The organism is Pseudomonas sp. THAF187a (assembly GCF_009363395.1).
Lineage (GTDB): Bacteria > Pseudomonadota > Gammaproteobacteria > Pseudomonadales > Pseudomonadaceae > Aquipseudomonas > Aquipseudomonas khazarica.
The window spans coordinates 1,323,224-1,345,555 of record NZ_CP045349.1 but is presented as its reverse complement, the minus strand read 5'-3'; the positions used below and the strand labels follow the sequence as shown (position 1 = coordinate 1,345,555).

Below are 22,332 nucleotides of genomic sequence, written 5' to 3'. Positions count from 1 at the left end.
GAGGAGCACCACAGGCGTTGGCGCTCCTCCTGTCCTGCCATCATCAACCGCGCTGTCCGATTTCCGCCTGCTGCACCGTCCAGCCGCCGACCCGCTCACTGAGCGTCAGCCCCAGCCCCGGGCGCATCGGCACCTGCATGCAGCCATCGGCGATCTGCAAGCGCTCCTCGAACAGCGGCTCCAGCCATTCGAAGTGCTCGACCCAGGTGGCGTGCTCGTAGGCGGCCGCCAGGTGGATGTGGATCTCCATGACGAAATGCGGCGCCATGACCATGCCGCGCCGGCGCGCCGCCTCGGCCACCTGCAGGAATGGCGTGATCCCACCGACACGCGGGGCGTCGTGCATGATCACGTCCACCGCGCCCTGCTCGACGTAGGCACAGGCCTCGGCCGCGCTGCTGAGCATCTCGCCGCTGCCAACCGGCGTGACCAGCTGCGCCGACAGCGCGGCGTGCCCCGCCAGATCGTGGGCGTCCAGCGGCTCCTCGATCCACACCAGGTTCAGCTCCTCCAGCGCCTTGCCCATGCGCAGCGCCGTGGTGCGGTCCCACTGCTGGTTGACGTCGACCATCAGCGCGACGTCATCGCCCAGCGCCTGGCGCAAGGCCTGCACGCGGCGCAGGTCTGCGGCCTGGTCCGGCTGGCCGACCTTGAGCTTGACCCCACCGATGCCGCGCGCCAGCGACTGGCCGGCACGCTCGATGACCTCCTCGATGGGGGCCTGCAGGTAGCCTCCGGAGGTGTTGTAGCAAGGCACCGCCTCGCGCTGGGCGCCGAGCAGCTTGGCCAGCGGCAGCCCCGCACGGCGCGCCTTGAGATCCCACAACGCGCTGTCGAACGCCGCGATGGTCTGCACCGCCAGGCCGCTGCGACCGATGGAGGCACTGGCCCAGCTCAGCTTGCTCCACAGCCGGGCGATATCGTTGGGGTCCTCGCCGATCAGCAGCGGCGCCAGTTCCAGCGCCTGTACGTACTGCGCCGGGCCGCCGGTACGCAGGGTGTAGGTGAACCCCAGGCCGTGCTGGCCCTGTTCCGTCTGCAGCTCGACGAACAGCAGGCTGACAGCCGCCAGCGGCAACTGGCGCCCGGTGGACACCTTGGCATCGCTCACCGCCCGCGCCAGCGGCAGCTCGACGGAACGCAGACCGACCCAGCGCACGGGGTCGGGGTTGTAATGCTCGATACTCATCCTCTTCTCCTCGATCAGGGCCGGCAAGGCAGCGCCGGCCCGTCGATGATGGACGCGAGAATTGATACAGGTCTAATCTACTTACCCACTCCATTGATACCTGAATTAGATCAATGTTCGACCTGTCCCAGCTGCGCTGCTTCACCACCCTGGCGGCGGAACTGAACTTCCGCCGCGCCGCCGAACGCCTGCACATGACCCAGCCCCCGCTGAGCCGGCAGATCCAGCTGCTCGAGCATCAGCTCGGCGTCAGCCTGTTCACCCGCAGCACGCGCTCGGTGGCGCTGACGGCGGCCGGCCGGGCCTTCTTCGTCGAAGCCCAGGCCCTGCTCGACCAGGCCCACCGTGCGGCACAGAGCGCCCGCCTGGCGGCCATCGGCGAAAGCGGTTCGCTGAACATCAGCTTCGTCGCCAGTGCGGTCTACGACCTGCTGCCGCACGCCGTGAGTTGCGCCAGGCGCGAGCGCCCCGGCGTGGAAATCGCCTTGCTGGAGATGAGCACCTTCGAGCAGGTGCAGGCCCTGCGCGCCCGCCGCGTCGACCTGGCCATCGTGCGGGCGCCCCTGCAACAGCCCGGCCTGAACAGCGAATGCCTGCTGCGCGAACCCTTCGTCCTGGCCGTGCCGGCCGAGCATCCCCTGGCCCACGCACGGCAACCGAAGGTGCAGATGCTGCATGAGCAGCCGTTCATTCTTTATGCCCATACCGCGTGGCAGCCGTTCAACGAACTGCATACCGGCCTGTTCCGGGCCAGCGGTATCCAGCCGCAGTTCGTCCAGTCGCTGGGCTCGACCCTGGCCATACTGTCACTGGTCAACGCCGGCATGGGGCTGGCACTGGTGCCGCGCAGCGCCAGCGCCATTCGCTTCGCACAGGTGCGTTTTCGCGACCTGGCGCTGCCCGCCGGAATCTGCGGCGAACTGCACCTGGCCTGGCGCGACGACAATGACAACCCCGCGCTGCCCGCCGTGCTCGAGGCCGTGCGCCAGGCGGCGCGCGACCTTCACCCGCAAACCTGAGCCTCAGGCGCGCTGGCCGACCTCGGCCTGCTGCACCGTCCAGCCCGCGACCTGCTCGCTGAGGCTCAGCCCCAGCCCCGGACGGCTCGGTACCCGCATGCGCCCGTTCTGGATCTCCAGACGCTCGTTGAACAGCGGCTCCAGCCACTCGAAGTGCTCGACCCAGGGCTCGCGGACATGGGTGGCCGCCAGGTGCACGTGCAGCTCCATGGCGAAGTGCGGCGCCAGGCTCATGCCGGCCTGCTCGGCCAGCGTCTGTATGCGCAGGTAGGGGGTGATACCGCCGACGCGCGGCGCATCGGGCATGAGGAAGTCGGCGCCACGCTGGCGGATGAACTCCCAGTGCTCGGCCGGGCTGGTGAGCATCTCGCCGGTGGCGATCGGCGTATCGAACTGACGCACCAGCTCGGCATGGCCTTCGGCGTCGTAGCAATCCAGCGGCTCCTCGATCCAGATCAGGTCGAAGGGTTCGAGGCGCCGGCACATGCGACGGGCCAGCGGCCGGTCCCACTGCTGGTTGGCATCGACCATCAGCGGGAAGCTCTCGCCCAGGTGCTCGCGCACCGTGCTGACGCGGTGGATGTCCAGCGCCCAGTCGGGCTGGCCGACCTTGAGCTTGATGCCGCCGATGCCCTTCTCGCGGGAGAGCTCGGTGTTCTTCAGCAACTGCTCGAGCGGCGTATGCAGGAAACCGCCGGAGGTGTTGTAGCAGCGCACCGAGTCACGCTGCGCGCCCAGCAGACGCGCCAGCGACAGGCCGGCGCGGCGTGCCTTGAGGTCCCACAGGGCGACGTCGAAGGCGCCGATGGCCTGCGTCGCCAGCCCGCTGCGGCCGACCGAGGCGCCGGCCCAGCAAAGCTTGTCCCAGAGCCTGGCGATATCACTGGGGTTCTCGCCGATCAGGTTCGGCGCCACTTCCAGGGCGTGGGCGAACTGGCCGGGACCACCAGCGCGCTTGGAGTAGCTGAAACCCAGGCCGCGATGACCGTCGCGGGTTTCGATCTCGGCGATCAGGATGGCGATCTCGGTCATCGGCTTCTGCCGTCCGGTGAGCACCTTGGCATCGCTGATCGGGTTGGCCAGCGGCAGCGCCACGGAGCGCAGGTTCAGCCAGGTGATGCGGTCGTCGTCGGCATGTGGAATGGAGCGTTCGGTCATTGCGTGTTCCTCGTGCTGGACCCCGACGCCCCGGATGGGCCGCCAGATAATGGGCAACCCGAGCCAGATTATGATGATTGCGCAATCATTCAAGCACCCGTCAGAGCAGGTCCTGACGGCCTGCTCTGACCCGGGTCGACGCAACAATCCGATGAAAGCAAAGTGCCATCCTTGACTGACCTGTCTATACTCCAGCCATCGGCCTCCCTCAGGCCGGTACGACGCCAGGAGAGAGGGATATCCATAAGACTGACATCTGCGACCGTCAGGCTGGCAAACCCCAACGCTAGACCTCCGAGGCATGCCACCATGTTTCTGCAAAAATCTCTGCGCGCGCAGATTCTCGCCCTGCTCGGCGGCAGCCTGGCGCTGATCCTCATCACTGCCCTGGCCTGTTTCAGCTTTCTCTCCAACGGCATTCATTCCTACCGTGGCCTGCTCGATGGCCCGGTGGAGTCCTCGCGCCTGATCGACTCTGCCAACGTCGAGTTCAAGATCCAGGTGCAGGAATGGAAGAACGTGCTCCTGCGTGGTCAGGACAGCGCCAACCTGCAACGCTACTGGAGCCAGTTCGAAGAACAGGAGCGCAAGGTGCAGGACATCCTCGGCAAACTGGTTCAGGTAGCCGCTGCCGACCCGGCCCTGAAACAGCAGGTCGAACGTCTGCGCAGCGAGCACCAGGCACTCGGCGCCAACTACCGCAAGGGCCGTGATGCCTTCGTCGCTGCCGGTGCCGACGCCAAGGCCGGCGACGCGGCGGTCAAGGGCATCGACCGCGATGCCAGCGACCAGATGACCGCGCTGGTCGAGCAACTGCGGCAGAACAGCCTGAGCCAGGCCGAACAGATCAACAGCAGCGCCACTCGCACCATTCTCAGCGGCACCATCGTGATGCTCGGCGCCGCCCTGGTCATCGCGGTGTTCAGCCTGTGGCTGGTCAACCGCAACCTGATCATCCCCATTCGCCATCTGATCGGTCACGTCGATCAGCTCAGCCACGGCCAGTTCGGACAACGTGTGGAAAGCACCCGCCAGGACGAACTGGGCCTGCTCGCACGTGCTGCCAACAAGTTGCGTGATTTCCTCGCCAGCACCACCGAGCGCCTGCACCACAGCACGCAGAACCTCGACAACGCCAGCAGCGAGTTGAACGCCATCGCCTCGCGCATGACCGAAGGCGTCAGCGAGCAGTTCGAACGCACCGATCAGGTCGCCACGGCGATGCACGAGATGTCCGCCACCGCGCAGGAGGTGGCCCGCCACGCTGCCGACGCCGCCCATGCCGCCAACGATGCCGACGACTCCGCACGCCAGGGCGGCGCGGTGATGCAATCGACCATCGCCACCATCACCGACATCCGTGGCGAAATCGCCAGTACCGCCGAGGTGATCCGCCGCCTGGAGAACGACAGCGGCCGTATCGGCAAGGTGCTCGAAGTGATCCGTGGGATTGCCGAACAGACCAACCTGCTGGCCCTCAACGCCGCCATCGAGGCCGCCCGTGCCGGCGAGCAAGGTCGCGGCTTCGCGGTGGTCGCCGACGAGGTGCGTCACCTGGCCCAGCGCACGGCCGAGTCCACGGCGGAGATCAACCAGATCATCGACACCGTGCAGACCGGGGCACTAAATGCGGTGCGCGCCATCGAGAGCGGCCAGCAGCGCAGCGAACAGGGGGTGACCCAGGTCACCGAGGCCGGTGCCATGCTGCAGCGCATCACCGACGCGGTGGAGGCGATCCGTGACATGAACCATCAGATCGCCACCGCCGCCGAGGAGCAGACCTCGGTGGCCGAGGACATCTCGCGCAACCTCACCGAGCTGACCGCCATCGCCAGCGCCAACCAGGACAACGTCGAGCGCACGCAGATGGCCAGTCATAACCTGCGCGAAATGTCCGGGGAACTGGGCGACGTCACCCGCCGCCTGGGCTCCTGAGCCCTTCCCGCATGCCGGCGCAGGGATGCGCCGGCCAACTGTTCGAGCAAACTTGACGAGACGCTTTGACAGCGGCGGTATCTGGCACTAAGGTCCCCTTCTTGCCTATTCCCAGGCCTCCCCCTGCTCGCCAAGGAAACGGAATATGTTGCTCCGTCGCATGCTCATCATGCTCGGCGTCGTACTGCTCGTGGTACTCGCCCTCGCCGCCTACAAAGGCTTCTCCATCTACCAGCAGATCCAGATGTTCTCGGCCCCGCAGCCGGCCATCAGCGTGTCCGCAGCGCATGCCGAAGAGCAGCCGTGGCAAGGCCGCCTGCCCGCCATCGGCACCCTCAAGGCATTCCAGGGCGTCGACCTTGCCGCAGAAGTGGAAGGCATCGTGCGCGACGTGATGTTCGAGTCCGGGCAGAAAGTGACCCAGGGCCAGCCGCTGATCCAGCTCGACAGCGAAGTGGAGCGTGCCAGCCTGGCCACAGCCGAGGCCGAACGCAGCCTGGCGCAGGTCGAGTTCGAGCGCGGACGCAGCCTGGTCAGCCGGCAGAACATCTCCAAGAGCGAGTTCGACCGCCTGTCCTCGACCCTGCAGAAGGCCAGCGCCAGCGTCGCCCAGTTCAAGGCGCAGCTGGAGAAGAAGCGCATCAGTGCGCCATTCGCCGGCACCATCGGCATCCGCCAGGTCGACACCGGCGACTACCTCTCGCCAGGCGCCACCATCGCCACCCTGCAGGACCTGTCACGCCTGCATGTCGACTTCTTCCTCCCGGAGCAGCGTGCGCCGCAGCTGCAGGTCGGTCAGCCGGTCAAGCTGAGCGTCGCCGCCTATCCGGGGCAATCCTTCGACGGTCGCATCAGCGCGATCAACCCCAAGGTGGAGAACGAGACGCGCAACCTGCAGGTGCGTGCCACGCTGAACAACCCGGACGAGAAACTGCTGCCGGGCATGTTCGCCAACCTGGAAGTGCTGCTGCCGGATGACCAGCCGCGCGTCGTGGTCCCGGAAACCGCCATCACCTACACCCTGTACGGCAACTCGGTGTACGTCATCGCCGAGAAGAAGGGCGAGGACGGCGAACCGGTCAAGGATGCCGACGGCACCACGCAACTGGCCGTCGAGCGCCGCTTCGTCGAGACCGGCGAGCGCCGTGACGGTCGCGTGGTGGTCAGCAAGGGCCTGCAGGCCGGCGAGCAGGTGGTCACCTCCGGCCAGCTCAAGCTGGACAACGGTGCCCACGTGGCCATCGTCGACGACCAGGCGCAGCAGCTCGGGACAGACGAACCGGCTGACGCCACCGCGCAGTGACTTCGTCTCCGTTGTAATGCTGTTCGATTGAGCGTGCGTCGCGCCGGGCCCCTCCGAGGAGGGACCCGACGAGGGGAACCGGGTAGCGCCACGATGCTCCCGCACCCCGGCCCCGCCCCCACGAACTGGGAGCGGCGCAGAACGTGCGCAACTGTTGATAGACAGGCCGCCGCAGGGCGGCCAAGGAAACCCTTATGGCTTTTACCGATCCCTTCATCCGCCGCCCGGTGCTGGCCACCGTGGTCAGTCTGCTGATCGTCCTGCTCGGTTTCCAGGCGTTCAGCAAGCTGGTCATCCGCCAGTACCCGCAGATGGAGAATGCCCTGATCACGGTGACCACCTCCTACCCCGGAGCCAACGCCGAGACCATCCAGGGCTACATCACCCAGCCCCTGCAGCAGAGCCTGGCCAGCGCCGAAGGCATCGACTACATGACCTCGTCGAGCCAGCAGAACCTGTCCACGATCTCCATCTACGCGCGTATCGGCGCCAACAGCGACCGCCTGTTCACCGAACTGCTGGCCAAGGCCAACGAGGTGAAGAACCAGCTGCCGCAGGATGCCGAGGACCCGGTGCTGTCGAAGGAGGCCGCCGACGCCTCGGCGCTGATGTACGTCAGCTTCTACAGCGACGAGCTGTCCAACCCGCAGATCACCGACTACCTGTCGCGCGTGATCCAGCCCAAGCTGGCCACCCTGCCCGGCATGGCCGAGGCGCAGATCCTCGGCAACCAGGTATTCGCCATGCGCCTGTGGCTGGACCCGGTGAAGATGGCCGCCTATGGCGTTACCGCCGGCGACCTAAACAGCGCGGTGCGCAAGTACAACTTCCTCTCCGCCGCCGGCGAGGTGAAGGGCCAGTACGTGGTCACCAGCATCAACGCCAGCACCGACCTGAAGTCGGTCGACGCCTTCGGTGCCATCCCGGTGAAGACGGTCGGCGACACCCGCGTGCTGGTGCGTGACATCGCCCGCGTGGAGATGGGCGCGGCCAACTACGACTCGATCAGCTCCTTCGATGGCATCCCCTCGGTGTACATCGCCATCAAGGGCACCCCCAGCGCCAACCCGCTGGACGTGATCAAGGAAGTGCGCAAGGCCCTGCCCGAGCTGGAAGCGCAGCTACCGCCGAACCTCAAGGTGGCCATCGCCTACGACGCCACCCAGTTCATCCAGGCCTCCATCGACGAAGTGGTGAAGACCCTGGCCGAGGCCGTGCTGATCGTCATCGTCGTGGTGTTCCTGTTCCTCGGCGCCTTCCGTTCGGTCCTGATCCCGGTGGTGACCATTCCGCTGTCGATGATCGGCGTGCTGTTCTTCATGCAGCTGATGGGCTACTCGATCAACCTGCTGACCCTGCTGGCCATGGTGCTGGCCATCGGCCTGGTGGTGGACGACGCCATCGTCGTGGTGGAGAACATCCACCGCCACATCGAGGAAGGCAAGACCCCCTTCGATGCCGCCATCGAGGGCGCCCGCGAGATCGCCGTGCCGGTGATCTCGATGACCATCACCCTGGCCGCCGTGTATGCGCCGATCGGCTTTCTCGAAGGCCTGACGGGGGCGCTGTTCAAGGAGTTCGCCCTGACCCTGGCCGGTGCGGTGATCATCTCCGGCATCGTCGCCCTGACCCTGTCGCCGATGATGTGCGCCAAGCTGCTGCGCCACGAGGAAAACCCCTCGGGCCTGGCCCATCGCCTGGACATGATCTTCGACAAGCTCAAGCAGCGTTACCAGAAGATGCTGCACGGCACCCTCAACACCCGTCCGGTGGTGGTGGTGTTCGGCCTGATCGTCATGGCACTGATCCCGGTGCTGCTCAGCTTCACCCAGAGCGAACTGGCGCCCGAGGAAGATCAGGGCATCGTGTTCCTCTTTGCCAACGCACCGCAGCCGACCAACCTCGACTACGTCAACGCCTACACCAACCAGTTCGTGGAGATCTTCAAGACCTTCCCCGAGTACTACTCGTCGTTCCAGATCAACGGCTTCGACGGTGTGCAGTCGGGCATCGGCGGCTTCCTGCTGACGCCCTGGGACGAGCGCGACCGCACGCAGATGGAGATTCTTCCCGAGGTGCAGGCCAAGCTGAACCATATCCCCGGCCTGCAGATCTTCGGTTTCAACCTGCCGTCGCTGCCGGGTACCGGTGAAGGCCTGCCGTTCCAGTTCGTGATCAACACGCCGAACGACTACGAGTCGCTGCTGCAGGTGGCCGAGCGGGTCAAGGCGCGTGCGCAGGAGTCGGGCAAGTTCGCCTTCCTCAACATCGACCTGGCCTTCGACAAGCCGGAGATCGTGGTCGACATCGACCGCGAGAAGGCCGCGCAGATGGGCGTGTCCATGGAGGACCTCGGCAGCACCCTGGCCAGCCTGCTCGGCGAAGGCGAGATCAACCGCTTCACCATCGACGGACGCAGCTACAAGGTGATCGCCCAGGTCGAGCGCGCCTACCGCGAGAATCCGGGCTGGCTGGACAACTACTACGTGCGCAGCGAGAGCGGCAGCATGGTCCCGCTGGGTACGCTGATCACCCTCAGCGATCGCGCCCGACCGACCAAGCTCAAGCAGTTCCAGCAGCTCAACTCGGCAATCATCGAGGGCGTGGCCATCGTCAGCCAGGGCGATGCCATCGACACCATCACCGCCATCGCCCGGGAAGAGGCGCCACGCGGCTACAGCTTCGACTACGCCGGTGCCTCGCGTCAGTACATCCAGGAAGGCAGCGCGCTGTTCGTCACCTTCGCCCTGGCGCTGGCGATCATCTTCCTGGTGCTGGCGGCGCAGTTCGAGAGCTTCCGTGACCCGCTGGTGATTCTGGTGACCGTGCCGCTGTCGATCTGCGGCGCGCTGATCCCGATCTTCCTCGGTTTCTCGACGATGAACATCTACACCCAGGTGGGCCTGGTGACGCTGATCGGCCTGATCAGCAAGCACGGCATCCTCATCGTCGAGTTCGCCAACCAGCTGCGTCACGAGAAGGGCCTGCCCCTGCGCGAGGCCATCGAGGAGGCAGCGGCGATCCGCCTGCGCCCGGTCCTGATGACCACCGCCGCGATGGTGTTCGGCATGCTGCCGCTGATCTTCGCCACCGGTGCCGGTGCGGTGAGCCGCTTCGACATCGGCCTGGTGATCGCCACCGGCATGAGCGTCGGCACCCTGTTCACCCTGTTCGTCCTGCCCTGCGTCTACAGCCTGCTGGCCAAGCCGGACGCGCAGCCACAGGCGCAGGCCGAGGCCTCGCCCGCTCACTGATCGCCCCGTGGGAGGGCTCCGGCTGCGCCTGTCGCGGCCAAAGCCTTCCCGTCGGCGCCCCTGCCAGCCAGCTGCTGATTCACCCAACCGACAGAAGGTCGCAATTAATCCTTGCTATTTGCGTAATAGGAATTATTCTCAGTTACGTAAAGACGGCCAAGGAGAACTGCCATGACCTACCTGATCGATGCCTGGCTGGATCGGCCACATCCCTACCTGCGTATCCTCAACCGCCAGACCGGCGAAGTCTGCGCCGTGCTGGAAGAAGATGCGCTGGACGAGCTGCGTGACCAGGGTGACCTGGACCTGCACGAACTGAGTTCGAGCGAGCCCATCGTGCTCAAGGAGCTGGTGCGCAGCCTGTTCCTGTTCTGCTATGCCAGGGCCTTGCGACCCTGAGCGACATGTCGAGCGCCAGCCCTGGCGCCTAAACGCAAACGGGGCGCCCTGTCACCAGGGCGCCCCGTTTCGTTGCAGCCGCGCAGGATCGACGACGTTTCACCCTTGCACCGTGATCACGATGCAAGGCTAACGCCAGCGACCCGCCTGCGGATGGCGCTTACAGGATGTCGAGCAGCTCGACGTCGAACACCAGCACGCTGTGCGGCGGAATGCTGCCGACGCCCTGGGCGCCATAGGCCAGCTCGCTCGGCACGTGCAGGCGCCACTTGCTGCCGGTACCCATCAGTTGCAGGGCCTCGACCCAGCCCGGAATCACGCCGCCCACCGGGAATTCAGCCGGCTGGCCACGCTCGTAGGAGCTGTCGAACACGGTGCCGTCGATCAGGGTGCCGTGGTAATGGGTACGCACCTGGTCCTCGGCCGACGGCTTGGCGCCCTCGCCCGCCACCAGCACTTCGTACTGCAGGCCGGACGGCAATACGGTCACGCCTTCACGCTTGGCGTTCTCGGTCAGGTAGGCACGGCCTTCGCCAGCAGCCGCTTCGGCCTTGGCAGCGGCTTCGGCCTGCATGATCTCGCGGATGACCTTGAAGCTGGCCCCCAGCTCGGCCTCGGAAACGCGACTGGCCTGGCCGGAGAAGGCATCGGTCAGACCGGCGAGGATGGCCTGCAGGTCGACGCCCGGCGGCGGGTTGTCGCGCAGCTGACCACCGAGTTGACGACCGATGCCGTAACTGACGCGGCCCTCGTCGGAGGACAGATCGGGGCTGAAGGTGAATTCGGACATGAAAAGGCTCCGCTTGGGGCTACAAAAAGGTCGGCCAGCCTAGCACAGAACAGGATTCGACCGGACGCCGCGCCAGCCTGCCGAACGCAAATGGCCAGCTCGCCCTCGGTGCCACGCATTTGCTACTACCTTTAGCTAAGCCTCACTTAAGAAAAGGACAGATATCATATTGATATCATTCGTTCGCTTCCCCGCGCAGGAGAGTGCGTCATGCAAGATAGCTCTCGCGTCAGTCTTCGGACATGGATATGGCGTGCTTTCGCTCAAACGGCCCTGATCCCGCTGATCCTGGTGGAAACCGTACTCATCAGCGTCTATCTGATCAGCAACGTCTCCATTCGTGATGCGCAGATGTCCCACCTGCGCGAGACCGCACTCAACGACCTGCAAAGCGCGGCCGAACAGGAAGCCCATCTGTTCGAAAGCGAACTGGGCCATATCTCGCGGCTGACATCCACCTACGCGGCGCTGACCCAGCAGACCCTGCACGACCAGCGACCTGTCGCCCCGGCCGAACTGGCCGTCACGTCCAGTGGCGTGCGCTACAGCGCCGAGGATGACGGCGGCTCGGCGTCCTTCTACTCCAACGTCACGCCGCTGCAGCAGCAGGACCTGAGCAAGGTCGCCCGACTCGCCCAGCTCGACCCGCTGATGCGCGAAACGGTGCAGCAGAACCCGCTGGTCGCCAGCATCTACTTCAACAGCTGGGACAGCTACAACCGCATCTACCCCTGGTTCGACACGTCGCAGCAGTACCCTCACGACATGGTCATCCCGGACTTCAACTTCTATTACCTGGCGGACGCCGCGCACAACCCCGCGCGCAAGGTCGAGCTGACCGACATCTACCTCGACCCGGCAGGCCAGGGCTGGATGCTCTCCGCCATCGCCCCGGTGTTTCGGGGCGACTTCCTCGAGGGAGTGGTCGGCCTGGACGTCACCGTGAGCAAGCTGCTCGAACATATCCAGGGCCTGGACGTGCCCTGGGGCGGCTACGCGGTGATCGTCAGCAACGAGATGAACATCATGGCCTTGCCTCCGGCCGGTGAAACGGATTTTGGCCTCAGCGAGCTGACCACACATTCCTACGATGACGCCATCAGCTCGGAGCTGTTCAAGCCGGAAGATTTCAACCTGCTGAAGCGCAACGACACCATGGCCCTGGCGAAACGCATCGGCGAGCGCAGCAATGGCGTCCTCGCCATGTCACTCAACGGACAACCCAAACTGGTGGCCTGGGCCAGTATCCCGGCGACGGGCTGGCACCTGCTGGCGATCGTCGACGAGAGCGTGGTGTTCAGCCAGACCAATGCCCTGGCCAGCCACTACCGCGACATCGGCTACTTGCTGATCGCCGGCCTGGTGCTGTTCTACCTGGTGTTCTTCGCCTTCATGTGGGGCCGCGCCCGCAAGTTGACCGAGCGGCTACGCCAGCCCATCGGCGGCATCGTCACCATGCTCCGTGAAATCGGCCAGGGCAACTGGAAGCCGAAGCGCCCGGCGACCACCATCGCCGAGCTGGAAACCATCATCGACGACGTCGAATCCATGGGCCAGCAACTGGAGCGCAATGCCACCCAGCTGCAGCGCGCCACCCATGAAGCGCAGGAGGCCAGCCTGGCCAAGAGCCAGTTCATCTCCAGCATGAGCCATGAGCTGCGTACCCCGCTCAATGCCATTCAGGGCTTCGCCCAGCTGATGCGCATGCAACAGGCACCGCAAGACGTCCAGGAGACCGACTACCTGGAAGAGATTCTGCTGGCCAGCCGTCACCTCAACCAGCTGGTCGGGGACATTCTCGACTGGTCCAGCCTGCAGAGCGATCAACCGCGCCTGGAGTTGCGGAAGGTCGACGCCGTCGAGCTGATGCACGAGTGCGCGGACCTGGTCGCCCCGGAAGTCGAAGCACACGGCCTGAGCCTGCAGGTGTCGCTGCCGAGCGAGCCCCTGCCGGTGCTGGCCGATCAGCGGCGCCTGCGCCAGGTACTGTTGAACCTGCTCTCCAATGCGATCAAGTACACCCCCGCCGGAAGCATCACCCTGAGCTGCCAGGCCCAAGATGAACAGGTCCGACTGATGGTCAGCGACACCGGCATGGGCATCGCCAGCGAGCTGCAACCGCTGCTGTTCGAACCGTTCCAGCGCCTCGGCCAGGAGAACGGCGCCATCCAGGGCACCGGGATCGGCCTCTCGCTGTGCAAGGAGTACGCCGCCCTGATGAACGGCGAGATGGGCCTGGAAAGCGAGCCCGAGCAGGGCAGCCGCTTCTGGATCAGCCTGCCCCGCTACAGGGAATCCGAACGCACCGCCACGGAGCAGCCGCACAAGGCCAGAGCCCGCGTCTATCACGGCGACCTGGATGAGCGTAACCGCGAACTCGTCAGCCTGGCGCTGTCGGACTCCGACCTGCTGCAGTTCGACGATGGCCGCGAACTGCTGACAGCATTGCGCGCCCAGCGCCCCGACGTGCTGCTGTTGAGCGTGGACATGCACGGCCTGGACGGACGCGAACTGCTGCGCACGCTGCACCAGAGCCCCGAGCTGGCAGACCTGCCAGTCGTGCTGCTGAGCCGTGAGGACCAGCTCGAGGAGCTGGTGGGGCTCGGCGTCAGTGCCCTGCTCGCCGTGCCCATCGACCCCAACGAGCTTTACCAGCTGGTCCGAGACCTGACTGGCCAGGAGACACCGCATGCTCTCTAAGGACTTCCAGCAATCACGGGTGGTCATCGTCGACGATGTGGTCGCCAACAGCCGCCTGCTCGAATCCAGCCTGAAGGCCTTCGGCCTGCGCAACACCATCAGCTTCTCGGATTCCGCCGCTGCGCTGGAATGGCTGCAGCACAACCCCTGGAGCCTGCTGCTGCTCGACCTGGACATGCCCGCCCCCAACGGCTTCGATATCCTGCGTGCACTGTCCGGTCGCGACCGCAGCACCAATCCGATCATCATCATCACCGCCCTCAGCGATACGGCCAGCCGGCGTACCGGCCTGGAGCTGGGCGCCAACGACTACCTGAGCAAGCCGGTCGACCTGCCCGAGATGATCCTGCGCGTGCGCAACAGCCTGCAGATGAACCAGGCGACCCTGGCCCTGCACGAAGCCAACCGCACCCTGGAACAACGCGTGCGCGAGCGCACCGCGCAACTGACCCTGAGCTACGGCGCGGTGGTGCGTACCCTGTCGCGCGCAGCGGCCTACCGTGACAACGAGACCGGCAACCACATCATGCGCATCGGCGAGTCCGCCGCGCTGATCGCCCAGGCCCACGGCATGGACCCGCACTGGGTCGAGCTGATCCGCCAGGCGGCACCCATGCACGACGTCGGCAAGATCGGCATAGCCGACGAGATCCTGCTCAAGCCCGGCAGGCTCAACGATGACGAGCGGCAGCTGATGCAGCAGCACCCGCAGATCGGCCACGCCATTCTTTCCGACCAACATGCCTCGGAACTGACCGCCCTGGCAGCGGAGATCGCCCTGAGCCACCACGAGAAATGGGACGGCAGCGGCTATCCTGAAGGTCTGAAAGGCGAGGCGATACCACTCTCCGGGCGCATCGTCGCCATCTGCGACGTCTACGACGCCCTGCGCATGGCGCGCCCCTACAAGGCTCCCTGGCCACGGGAGAAGGCGCAGGCCTTCATCCGCGAACAGTCGGGCAAGCACTTCGACCCGGCCCTGGTCGCCATCGTCGAGGGGCTGTACGAGCAGATAGAGGCCCTGCAGCAGAACCTCAGCGACGCGCCACAGGCGAAATGACCTTCGCGGATCAGGCCTGGCAAGGCCTGGCCACCGCCATCACAACTCGGGTACCGCCAGCATGAACTTCAGATCCATCTCCATCGCCCCGCGCGCCGCAATAGGATTTGGCTTGATTGCGTTACTGGTGTTCGCGCTGGGGGGCTTCGCCCTGCAGCAGATGCGCAGCATGCATGCCCACTCCAGCGAGGTCGAGGACAACTGGATACCCAGCCTCAATACCCTCGGCGACGTCACCCAGGACGTCCTGCGCCTGCGTGCACTGACCCTGCGCATGGCGTTGAGCGACGACGCCCAGCAACTGCAGGCGAGCATGCCGCTGGCCGACGAGTTGCTCGCCGACCTGGAGCAGGCCCAGCAACGCTACGAAACCCTGATCAGCTCGAGCGAGGAGCGCGCCCAGTTCGATCGCTTCAAGGGCGCGGAAGCCAGTTATCTCGCCCTGCGCAAGCAGCTCGTCGAGGACCTGCGCCAGGGTGATCGGCAGAAGGCTCACAGCGTACTTGGCGGCAGTTTCAACGAGCAGTCCGACGCCATGGTCGCTGCCCTCAACGCCCTGACCGCGCTGAACCGCCAGGGTGCGTCAGCAGCGGCACAATCCTCCGGCGCCGTGTACAGCCATGCCCTGCGCGGCACCGTGCTGGCCATGGCCCTGGCGGCCATCGCCACGGCGATCCTCGCGACGCTGCTGACGCGCAGCATCGTCAGGCCGTTGGCCGAGGCCGTGCAGGTGGCCGACTCGGTGGCGGGCGGCAACCTGACCCTGAGCTTCGACACCCGGGGCAACGACGAACCGGCCAGGCTGCTGCTGGCCCTGAAGAGCATGCAAGGCAACCTGCGCGGCACCATCGAACAGATCGCCGATGCCTCCGACCAGCTGGCCTCCGCCGCCGAACAACTCAGCGCCGTGACCGAGAACACGGCGCTCAACCTGCACCAGCAGAGCCAGGAGATCGACCAGGCCGCCACGGCCGTCACCGAGATGAGCACGGCGGTGGACGAGGTGGCGCGCAACGCCGCCAGTGCCTCGGCAAGCGCCAACGCGTCGGGCCAGGTCGCCCAGCAGGGCAGCGAGCGCATCGCCCAGACGCTGTCGTCGATCAGCCAGCTGGCCAGCAACGTGGATGGCACCTCGAGCGACTTCGGTGAACTGGCCGACAAGATTCGCGGCATCAGCAAGGTGCTGGATGTGATTCGCGGCATCGCCGAACAGACCAACCTGCTCGCCCTCAACGCCGCCATCGAGGCCGCGCGTGCCGGTGAGGCGGGCCGTGGCTTCGCCGTGGTCGCCGACGAGGTCCGCGCGCTGGCGCACAAGACCGGCCAGTCGACGCGGGAAATCGAAACCATGATCGGCACCGTGCAGAACGATACCGAGCGTGCGCTGCATGCCATGGAGTCGAGCAACGGCCTGGCCCAGCACACCCTCGATATCGCCCAGGGCGCCGGCAGCGCGCTGCAGCAGATCATCCAGTCGATCGCCGAGATCGGCGAGCGCAGCCTGGTGATCGCCAGCGCGACCGAAGAGCAGGCCCACGTTGCCCGCGAGGTGGACCGCAACCTGGTCAACATCCGTGACCTGTCGCTGCAGAACTCGGCCGGCTCGGAACAGACCAGCACCGCCAGCCGCGCCCTGTCGAACCTGGCGGCCGACATGCAGGGCATGGTCGCGCGTTTTCAGGTCTGAGCGGCAGAGCGGCGTGCACGGCGGCAGCGCTCGGAGCAGTAGCGCACCTCGTCCCAGCAGCGTGCCCACTTCTTGCGCCAGGTGAAGGGCAGGCCGCAGCACGCGCACAGCTTCACCGGCAGCTCACCCTTCTTCACAGCATTTCTCCGGCATCCAGCCGCGCCAGCAAGCGTTCCCCCCAGTCCCAGAGCGCCTGTTGCCGGGCGTCGTCCATGCGCGCCAGGTTACGGTAGACCATGCCCATGCGCGGGTTGCGCTGCAGCGGTTCGCGGTGACGCATGAGGAAGTGCCAGTACAGCGCATTGAACGGACAGGCCGACTCACCGGTGCTCTCGCTCACCTTGTAACTGCAGCCCTGGCAGTGATCGGACATGCGCTTGATGTACTGACCACTGGCGCAGTAGGGCTTGGAGCCGAGGTAGCCGCCATCGGCGTGCATCACCATGCCCAGGGTATTGGGCAACTCGACCCAGTCGAAGGCGTCCATGTACACCGCCAGGTACCAGTCGCAGATGGCCTTGGGCGCGATACCGGCGAGCAGGGCGAAATTGCCGGTGAGCATCAGCCGCTGGATGTGGTGCGCATAGGCGTGCCGCAGGGTCTGGCCGATCGCCTGGCGCATGCAGTTCATGCGCGTCTCGCCGGTCCAGTAGAACGCCGGCAACGCACGCGAGTTGCCGAATGCATTGCCTTCGGCATAGTCGGGCATGCGCAGCCAGTAGATGCCGCGCACGTACTCGCGCCAGCCGATCAGCTGGCGAATGAAGCCCTCGGCCGCGTTCAGCGGCACATCCCCTGCGCGGTAGGCCGCCTCGACCTCGGCGCAGATCCGTCGTAGGTCGAGCAGGCCGATGTTCAGCGCGGCACTGATGCGCGAGTGAAAGAGAAACGGCTGGTCGTCGGCCATGGCGTCCTGGTAATCGCCGAAGTCGGCGAGGCCCCGGACGAGGAAGTGCTGCCAGAGACGCTCGGCCTGCTCCGCCGTCACCGGATAGTCGAAGCCCTCCAGGCTGCCGTAATGGTCGGGGAAGCGCTGCGCCACCAGCGCCAGCACCTCACGGCTGATGGCGTCCGGCTCGATCCGCAACGGCGCAGGCGGCTGCACCTCGCGCGGCAACGCCTTGCGGTTGTCTGCGTCGAAGTTCCAGGCGCCGCCCTCGGGCGTACCGTCCGGGTTGAGCAGCAGACCGTTGCGACGACGCATCTCACGGTAGAAGTACTCCATGCGCAGCTGCTTGCGTCCCTGCGCCCAGTCGGCGAAGGCCTCCCGGCTGCAGAGAAAGCGCGAGTCGGCATGCCAGTGGATCGGCACGCCGCAGTGGCGCAGCGCCTGTTCCAGGCGCCAGTCGCCGCATTCGGTCAGGTGCACTTCGGCAGGATCGAGCTGCTGCGTCCAGCGCAGCAGTTCGCCCGGCAGCGAGCCACTGTTGTCCACGTCGTCCAGGGTCACGTAATGCACCTGCAGCCCCTGCTCGCGCAACTGCTCGGCGAAATGGCGCATGGCGCTGAAGATCAGGGCGATCTTCTGCGGGTGGTGCGGCACATGGCTGGCCTCCTCCATTACCTCGGCCAGCAGCAGGTGATCGCGCTGCGGGTCGATGTCCTGCAACGCACCAAGGCCCGGCGTCAGCTGGTCCCCCAGGATCAGCACCAGCCGGCGCACACCCGGCTCGCGCGTGAACGAGGCAGTCACCAACTGGAACGGAAGGCGATGGGCACGCGCAGGCTGTTGTCAGCCGATGGCATGCCGCACATCTCGTCGTGCACCGAGCTGTGCACCAGGAAGAAGGGCAGCGCCGGCATTTCCTGCAGGACGTCCCGTGCGTGCTCGACCGAGCGCAGGTTCAGCGTGCTGCCGCGCGGGTCGAGAATCGGATGGCTGCGGCCGTCCATCTGCGCTTCGAGCAGATAGATACCGCCTTCCAGGGAAATCAGGTTCAGTTCATCGATACGCCCGGCCTGGGCGTGGATAGACAGATCATGCAGAGTCATCAGGTCGGCCTCCTGGTTAAACTACACAAGAACCTATACAAAATTTATTCTTGTACAACACAGGAAAAACTCAAACCTGAAAAGCAGACCGCCCGTCATGTTCGGACGGGCGGTCGGGGGCGTGCGGGTCAGTCGTGCTTGGGCTTGGTCAGCTTGTCCAGATAGCCCATGGCGAAGGCGGATGCGACGAACGTCATGTGAATGATCACGTACCACTTCAGCTTCTCGTTCTCGATCTGCTGGGCATCCATGAACATGCGCAACAGGTGAATCGAGGAGATCGCCACAATGGAGGCGGCAACCTTCATCTTCAGCGAGCTGGAGTCCATCTTGCCCAGCCAGTCGAGTTTCTCCTTGCCTTCATCGATGTCCAACTGCGAGACGAAGTTCTCGTAGCCGGAGATCATCACCATCACCAGCAGGCCGCCGACCAGCGCCATGTCGATCAGCGACAGCAGGACCAGGATGAGTTCCGACTCGCTCTTCTCGAACACGTGCGGAAGGATGTGGAAGATTTCCTGGAAGAACTTCAGCGACAGGGCCAGCAGCGCGAGCGACAGGCCGAAGTAGATAGGCGCCAGCAACCAGCGCGAGGCATACATCGCGTTTTCGAGTAAGCGTTCCATGTGTGGCTCACAGAAGGAAAAGAAAAACGGCGGCGAGTATAACCAGCAGCCGGCCGCAGCAGAAGCATCGGTGAAATTGTGGATAACCCTCTGGACCGGGGCCTGGGCAGCCCTGGGGGCGCTGCCGCTCAGCTCTGCCCGTCGGTCTCGGGATGACGCTGGAAGGACCCTGGCAGGCTGTAGCGCTCACCGTTGACGCGGCGCAGCTCGGCCTGCAGGTGCACGCGCCAGATCGGCGGTTCGCTGCACTCGACATATCCCTGCACGAACAGGCTCTCGGCGATCGCCTCGAGCACGTCCTCAGCGACGAAAGGCCCATGGAACGGGCCCTGGGCCCGGATCGCAGAAGGTTGCGCCCCCGACATCCCGGCAGCGCAGAGCAACGTCCAACGTCCGTTGTCTCCTGCCAGTGGCCTGATGATGCATTCGATGCGGGTCACCAGGCCCAGGCATTGGCGGGTAAGGCAGAGGCTGCGCGACATGACGACGACCCTCGCAGAATCCAGACCTCAGCCTACACCCCGAACGCTTGCACTGTGAAGCCAAAGTTATTCACGCAATCTGTGGATAACTCTGTGCATGACGGGTGAGCAAGAAGCCGGGGGCAGCTACCCCAGGCGATCCGGGACAGTCGTGCAAGATTCGATCAGCTGGCGCCGCCCTCCTCCTCGCCCTTCTTGCGTCGGGGTGCCTTGGCCGGTTTGGCGGCTTCGGCCTTGGCCTTCTCGACCTTGGCTTTCTCGGCCTCGACCGGCTTGCTCTCTTCCTCCAGGCCGATCTCGGCGATATCGCGCAGGCGCTCGACCACCCGGGCGTTGACGCTGCCCTTGGGGAAACGGCCCTTCTCGTCGGGGTGCCCGGCCGGCTCGCCGACTAGCAGGCTCAGGGCCTCGTCGACATGGCGCACGGCGTAGACGTTGAACTGGCCGGCGCGCACCGCCTGCAGCACACGCTCGTCGAGCATCAGGTTGGCGACATTGGAATGCGGGATGATCACCCCCTGCTCGCCCGTCAGGCCACGCGCTTCGCAGAGCCGGAAGAAGCCCTCGATCTTCTCGTTGACCCCGCCGACCGCCTGCACTTCGCCGAACTGGTTGATCGAACCGGTGATGGCGAAGCACTGCTTGAGCGGCGTGCGCGACAGCGCGGAGATCAGCGTGCACACCTCGCCCAGCGAGGCGCTGTCGCCATCGACGTAGCCATAGGACTGCTCCAGGGCGATGCTCGCGGAAATCTCCAGCGGGAATTCCTGGGCATAGCGACTGCCGAGGAAGCCGGTGAGGATCATCACCCCCTTGGAGTGGATCGACTGGCCGAGGCTCACCTCGCGCTCGATATCGACGATGCCGCTGCCGCCGGGATAGACGGTGGCGGAAATACGCGCCGGCACACCGAAGTCCGAGTCGCCGACGGCCAGCACAGTGAGGCCGTTGCACTTGCCCACGGCAGCGCCGCTGGTATCGATGAGGATGATGCCGGCCAGCATGTCATCGATGATCCGCGCCGAGACCCGGCCGGTGCGGGTCGCCTTGGCCTTCAGCGCACGCTCGATATGGCCGACCTCGGTGATGCTTTCACCGGCCAGCTGACGGATGAAGTCGGCCTCGCTGACCAGCTGGAACAGATCGCCAATCCGCGCCGACAGGCGCCCCTGGTGCTCAGCCAGACGCGCACTGTAGGTGGCCAGGCGTGCCACGGCCGCGCCGGTGAGCGGCGCCATGCCCTCTTCCGAGGTGCGGGTCTTCATCAACTGGGCGAACTGCTCCAGGCTGTCCTCGGCCAGCGGGATGTCCTCGTCGAAGTCGACCAGCACACGGAACATCTCCTGGAAGTCCGGATCGTGATCCTGCAGCGCGTAATAGAGCTGGCGCGAGCCGATGATCACCACCTTGAGCTGCAGCGGGATGACCTGCGGATTGAGGGTCACGGTGGCAATGCGGCCCAGGTCGCCCAACGGCGACTCCATCTTCAGCTGGCGCGAATGCAAGGCACGCTTCAGCGCCTCCCAGACGAAGGGCTCGCCGAGCAGCTTCTCCGCCTCGACCACCAGGTAGCCGCCGTTGGCCCGGTGCAGAGCACCGGGACGCAGCTGCCGGTAGCTGGTGTACAGCGCCCCCTGGTCGGAGCTGTATTCGATACGGCCGAACAGGTTGTCGTAGGTCGGGTGCGACTCGAACACCACCGGCGCGCCGCCATTGGCGTGATGGCCGACCACCAGGCTCGGGCAGTACATCTCCTCCAGCAGCTTGCGCAGCTGCGGGTCGGCCTTGTCCACATCCACCAGCTGCTCGACCGCGGTCTTCAGCAGGTTGACCTGCATGGCCTGCAGGTAGGCGCAGACACCGGCGTTCTCCGCGTACTTCTCCGACAGCGGCGCCAGCAGCGGCTGCAGGGCCACGGTGATGGTCTCTTCGTTGAGCTGACGCAGCAGGTTGCTCGATTCGCGCTTCCACTGCGGCAGGCTTGCCAGTTCTTCGTTCAGGCGCTCTTCCAGCTCGGCGATATCGGCATGGAAGCGCTCGCGGTCGGCCTCCGGCAGCTGGGCGAACTCGGCCTCGTCCAGCGCCTTGCCGTCCGCCATCGGGGTGAAGGCGATGTTGCTGCTGTCGCGGTACAGCGCCACGCCCTTCTCCAGCGCCAGGCGTTCGATCACGTCCAGCGCCTGGTCGTAGCGCTTGTTGAAGCCACGGTCGATGGCGCTCTTCTTCTGCTGGTAGGTCGGCGTCTCGAACACCGCCGGGAAGGTGGCCAGCAGGTTGTCGATCAGCTGATTGATATCGGCGATGAAATCGCCGGCAGTGCCGGCAGGCAGCTCCAGGGCGCGCGGCTCGCGTGGCTCGTCGAAGTGGTTGACGTAGACGCGGTCGGCCGGGGTGTCCATGCGCTTGGCTTCCGCCTTGAGGTAGCGCTGGACGAAGGAGAAGCGCCCGGTACCCGGCTCGCCCATGACGAACACATTGTAGCCCGGGCGCGGCATGGCCACGCCGAACTGCAGGGCCTCGACCGCGCGCGCCTGGCCCAGCACGCCGCGGAAGGGTTCGAGATCATCGGTACTGTCGAAATTGAACTGCTCGGGAGCGAAGGGGCGGGTCAGTGATTCGGGGGCAAGGCGCAAAGCATCGAGGCTACGCTTGGACATTGGCGATCCTTATAGCGGGCGGAGTCTTCCGCAAAACATGGGGTGATTCTGGGCCTGTGGCGCGAAGAGGATCAAGGCTTG

At 65.5% G+C, this 22,332-nt stretch carries 17 protein-coding genes; 8 read left to right on the top strand and 9 right to left on the bottom strand.

The features are described 5' to 3' along the window. Nucleotides 1-43 precede the first annotated feature (43 nt). On the bottom strand, nucleotides 44-1,189 hold the full coding sequence (locus tag FIV02_RS06160) for a mandelate racemase/muconate lactonizing enzyme family protein (protein ID WP_152488126.1): 1,146 nt from the start codon (nucleotides 1,187-1,189) through the stop codon (nucleotides 44-46). Nucleotides 1,190-1,302: 113 nt separating this feature from the next. Between FIV02_RS06160 and FIV02_RS06155 the strand changes: the two genes are divergently transcribed. Continuing rightward, complete coding sequence (locus FIV02_RS06155) at nucleotides 1,303-2,208, top strand: LysR family transcriptional regulator (protein ID WP_037047125.1); 906 nt, start codon at nucleotides 1,303-1,305, stop codon at nucleotides 2,206-2,208. Between the two features lie 3 nt (nucleotides 2,209-2,211). Here FIV02_RS06155 and FIV02_RS06150 read toward each other — a convergent pair whose 3' ends face one another. Then, entirely contained in the window at nucleotides 2,212-3,366 is a 1,155-nt protein-coding gene (locus FIV02_RS06150; RefSeq protein ID WP_152488125.1) for a mandelate racemase/muconate lactonizing enzyme family protein, read from the bottom strand. Nucleotides 3,367-3,675: 309 nt separating this feature from the next. Here FIV02_RS06150 and FIV02_RS06145 point away from each other — a divergent pair, with 309 nt between their 5' ends. The 4 genes from FIV02_RS06145 (at nucleotide 3,676) to FIV02_RS06130 (ending at nucleotide 10,257) form a co-directional block, all read left to right on the top strand. Next, entirely contained in the window at nucleotides 3,676-5,301 is a 1,626-nt protein-coding gene (locus FIV02_RS06145; protein WP_037047120.1) for a methyl-accepting chemotaxis protein, read from the top strand. 145 nt (nucleotides 5,302-5,446) lie between these two features. Beyond that, complete coding sequence (locus tag FIV02_RS06140; protein WP_047588743.1) at nucleotides 5,447-6,604, top strand: efflux RND transporter periplasmic adaptor subunit; 1,158 nt, start codon at nucleotides 5,447-5,449, stop codon at nucleotides 6,602-6,604. A 194-nt stretch (nucleotides 6,605-6,798) separates the two neighbouring features. Next, nucleotides 6,799-9,858 carry a multidrug efflux RND transporter permease subunit gene (locus FIV02_RS06135; protein ID WP_047588741.1) on the top strand — a complete coding sequence of 1,020 codons (3,060 nt, stop codon included), beginning with the start codon at nucleotides 6,799-6,801 and terminating at the stop codon, nucleotides 9,856-9,858. A gap of 171 nt (nucleotides 9,859-10,029) precedes the next feature. Then, complete coding sequence (locus FIV02_RS06130; RefSeq protein ID WP_037047109.1) at nucleotides 10,030-10,257, top strand: hypothetical protein; 228 nt, start codon at nucleotides 10,030-10,032, stop codon at nucleotides 10,255-10,257. 160 nt (nucleotides 10,258-10,417) lie between these two features. On the opposite strand, the gene FIV02_RS06125 is transcribed toward FIV02_RS06130, so the two are convergent. Further along, nucleotides 10,418-11,047 (bottom strand): FKBP-type peptidyl-prolyl cis-trans isomerase, encoded by a 630-nt coding sequence (locus FIV02_RS06125; RefSeq protein WP_047588739.1) that lies wholly within the window; start codon nucleotides 11,045-11,047, stop codon nucleotides 10,418-10,420. A 210-nt stretch (nucleotides 11,048-11,257) separates the two neighbouring features. Between FIV02_RS06125 and FIV02_RS06120 the strand changes: the two genes are divergently transcribed. The 3 genes from FIV02_RS06120 (at nucleotide 11,258) to FIV02_RS06110 (ending at nucleotide 16,494) form a co-directional block, all read left to right on the top strand. Continuing rightward, nucleotides 11,258-13,747 carry an ATP-binding protein gene (locus FIV02_RS06120; protein WP_152488124.1) on the top strand — a complete coding sequence of 830 codons (2,490 nt, stop codon included), beginning with the start codon at nucleotides 11,258-11,260 and terminating at the stop codon, nucleotides 13,745-13,747. Further along, a complete protein-coding gene (locus tag FIV02_RS06115; protein WP_152488123.1) occupies nucleotides 13,737-14,807 on the top strand; it encodes an HD domain-containing phosphohydrolase in 1,071 nt (356 codons plus the stop codon). The genes FIV02_RS06120 and FIV02_RS06115 overlap by 11 nt, the downstream gene beginning before the upstream one ends. Before the next feature lie 61 nt (nucleotides 14,808-14,868). Further along, complete coding sequence (locus FIV02_RS06110) at nucleotides 14,869-16,494, top strand: methyl-accepting chemotaxis protein (RefSeq protein WP_152488122.1); 1,626 nt, start codon at nucleotides 14,869-14,871, stop codon at nucleotides 16,492-16,494. Here the strand turns inward: FIV02_RS06110 and FIV02_RS06105 are convergent. The 6 genes from FIV02_RS06105 to FIV02_RS06080 all read right to left on the bottom strand — a co-directional run bounded on the left by FIV02_RS06105 (nucleotide 16,485) and on the right by FIV02_RS06080 (nucleotide 22,251). Then, complete coding sequence (locus tag FIV02_RS06105; RefSeq protein WP_152488121.1) at nucleotides 16,485-16,631, bottom strand: DUF2256 domain-containing protein; 147 nt, start codon at nucleotides 16,629-16,631, stop codon at nucleotides 16,485-16,487. The two genes, FIV02_RS06110 and FIV02_RS06105, sit on opposite strands and share 10 nt — an antisense overlap. Beyond that, nucleotides 16,628-18,187, bottom strand: a complete 1,560-nt coding sequence (locus FIV02_RS06100; RefSeq protein WP_152488120.1) for a cryptochrome/photolyase family protein — start codon at nucleotides 18,185-18,187, stop codon at nucleotides 16,628-16,630. Before FIV02_RS06100 ends, FIV02_RS06105 begins: the two co-directional genes overlap by 4 nt. Next, a complete protein-coding gene (locus tag FIV02_RS06095) occupies nucleotides 18,184-18,486 on the bottom strand; it encodes a DUF6482 family protein (protein WP_152488119.1) in 303 nt (100 codons plus the stop codon). The genes FIV02_RS06100 and FIV02_RS06095 overlap by 4 nt, the downstream gene beginning before the upstream one ends. 128 nt (nucleotides 18,487-18,614) lie before the next feature. Beyond that, nucleotides 18,615-19,112 (bottom strand): TIGR00645 family protein, encoded by a 498-nt coding sequence (locus FIV02_RS06090; protein ID WP_037047085.1) that lies wholly within the window; start codon nucleotides 19,110-19,112, stop codon nucleotides 18,615-18,617. 128 nt (nucleotides 19,113-19,240) lie between these two features. Continuing rightward, complete coding sequence (locus FIV02_RS06085) at nucleotides 19,241-19,594, bottom strand: hypothetical protein (protein ID WP_150608517.1); 354 nt, start codon at nucleotides 19,592-19,594, stop codon at nucleotides 19,241-19,243. 164 nt (nucleotides 19,595-19,758) lie between these two features. Further along, nucleotides 19,759-22,251, bottom strand: coding sequence for a Lon protease family protein (locus FIV02_RS06080; RefSeq protein ID WP_037047080.1), 2,493 nt, complete (start codon nucleotides 22,249-22,251; stop codon nucleotides 19,759-19,761). Nucleotides 22,252-22,332 lie beyond the last annotated feature (81 nt).

Bases quoted from the DNA above. Each gene is read 5' to 3' on its own strand.
- FIV02_RS06160 (WP_152488126.1), bottom strand. From the start codon at position 1,189: ATGAGTATCGAGCATTACAACCCCGACCCCGTGCGCTGGGTCGGTCTG.
- FIV02_RS06155 (WP_037047125.1), top strand. From the start codon at position 1,303: ATGTTCGACCTGTCCCAGCTGCGCTGCTTCACCACCCTGGCGGCGGAA.
- FIV02_RS06150 (WP_152488125.1), bottom strand. From the start codon at position 3,366: ATGACCGAACGCTCCATTCCACATGCCGACGACGACCGCATCACCTGG.
- FIV02_RS06145 (WP_037047120.1), top strand. From the start codon at position 3,676: ATGTTTCTGCAAAAATCTCTGCGCGCGCAGATTCTCGCCCTGCTCGGC.
- FIV02_RS06140 (WP_047588743.1), top strand. From the start codon at position 5,447: ATGTTGCTCCGTCGCATGCTCATCATGCTCGGCGTCGTACTGCTCGTG.
- FIV02_RS06135 (WP_047588741.1), top strand. From the start codon at position 6,799: ATGGCTTTTACCGATCCCTTCATCCGCCGCCCGGTGCTGGCCACCGTG.
- FIV02_RS06130 (WP_037047109.1), top strand. From the start codon at position 10,030: ATGACCTACCTGATCGATGCCTGGCTGGATCGGCCACATCCCTACCTG.
- FIV02_RS06125 (WP_047588739.1), bottom strand. From the start codon at position 11,047: ATGTCCGAATTCACCTTCAGCCCCGATCTGTCCTCCGACGAGGGCCGC.
- FIV02_RS06120 (WP_152488124.1), top strand. From the start codon at position 11,258: ATGCAAGATAGCTCTCGCGTCAGTCTTCGGACATGGATATGGCGTGCT.
- FIV02_RS06115 (WP_152488123.1), top strand. From the start codon at position 13,737: ATGCTCTCTAAGGACTTCCAGCAATCACGGGTGGTCATCGTCGACGAT.
- FIV02_RS06110 (WP_152488122.1), top strand. From the start codon at position 14,869: ATGAACTTCAGATCCATCTCCATCGCCCCGCGCGCCGCAATAGGATTT.
- FIV02_RS06095 (WP_152488119.1), bottom strand. From the start codon at position 18,486: ATGACTCTGCATGATCTGTCTATCCACGCCCAGGCCGGGCGTATCGAT.
- FIV02_RS06090 (WP_037047085.1), bottom strand. From the start codon at position 19,112: ATGGAACGCTTACTCGAAAACGCGATGTATGCCTCGCGCTGGTTGCTG.
- FIV02_RS06085 (WP_150608517.1), bottom strand. From the start codon at position 19,594: ATGTCGCGCAGCCTCTGCCTTACCCGCCAATGCCTGGGCCTGGTGACC.
- FIV02_RS06080 (WP_037047080.1), bottom strand. From the start codon at position 22,251: ATGTCCAAGCGTAGCCTCGATGCTTTGCGCCTTGCCCCCGAATCACTG.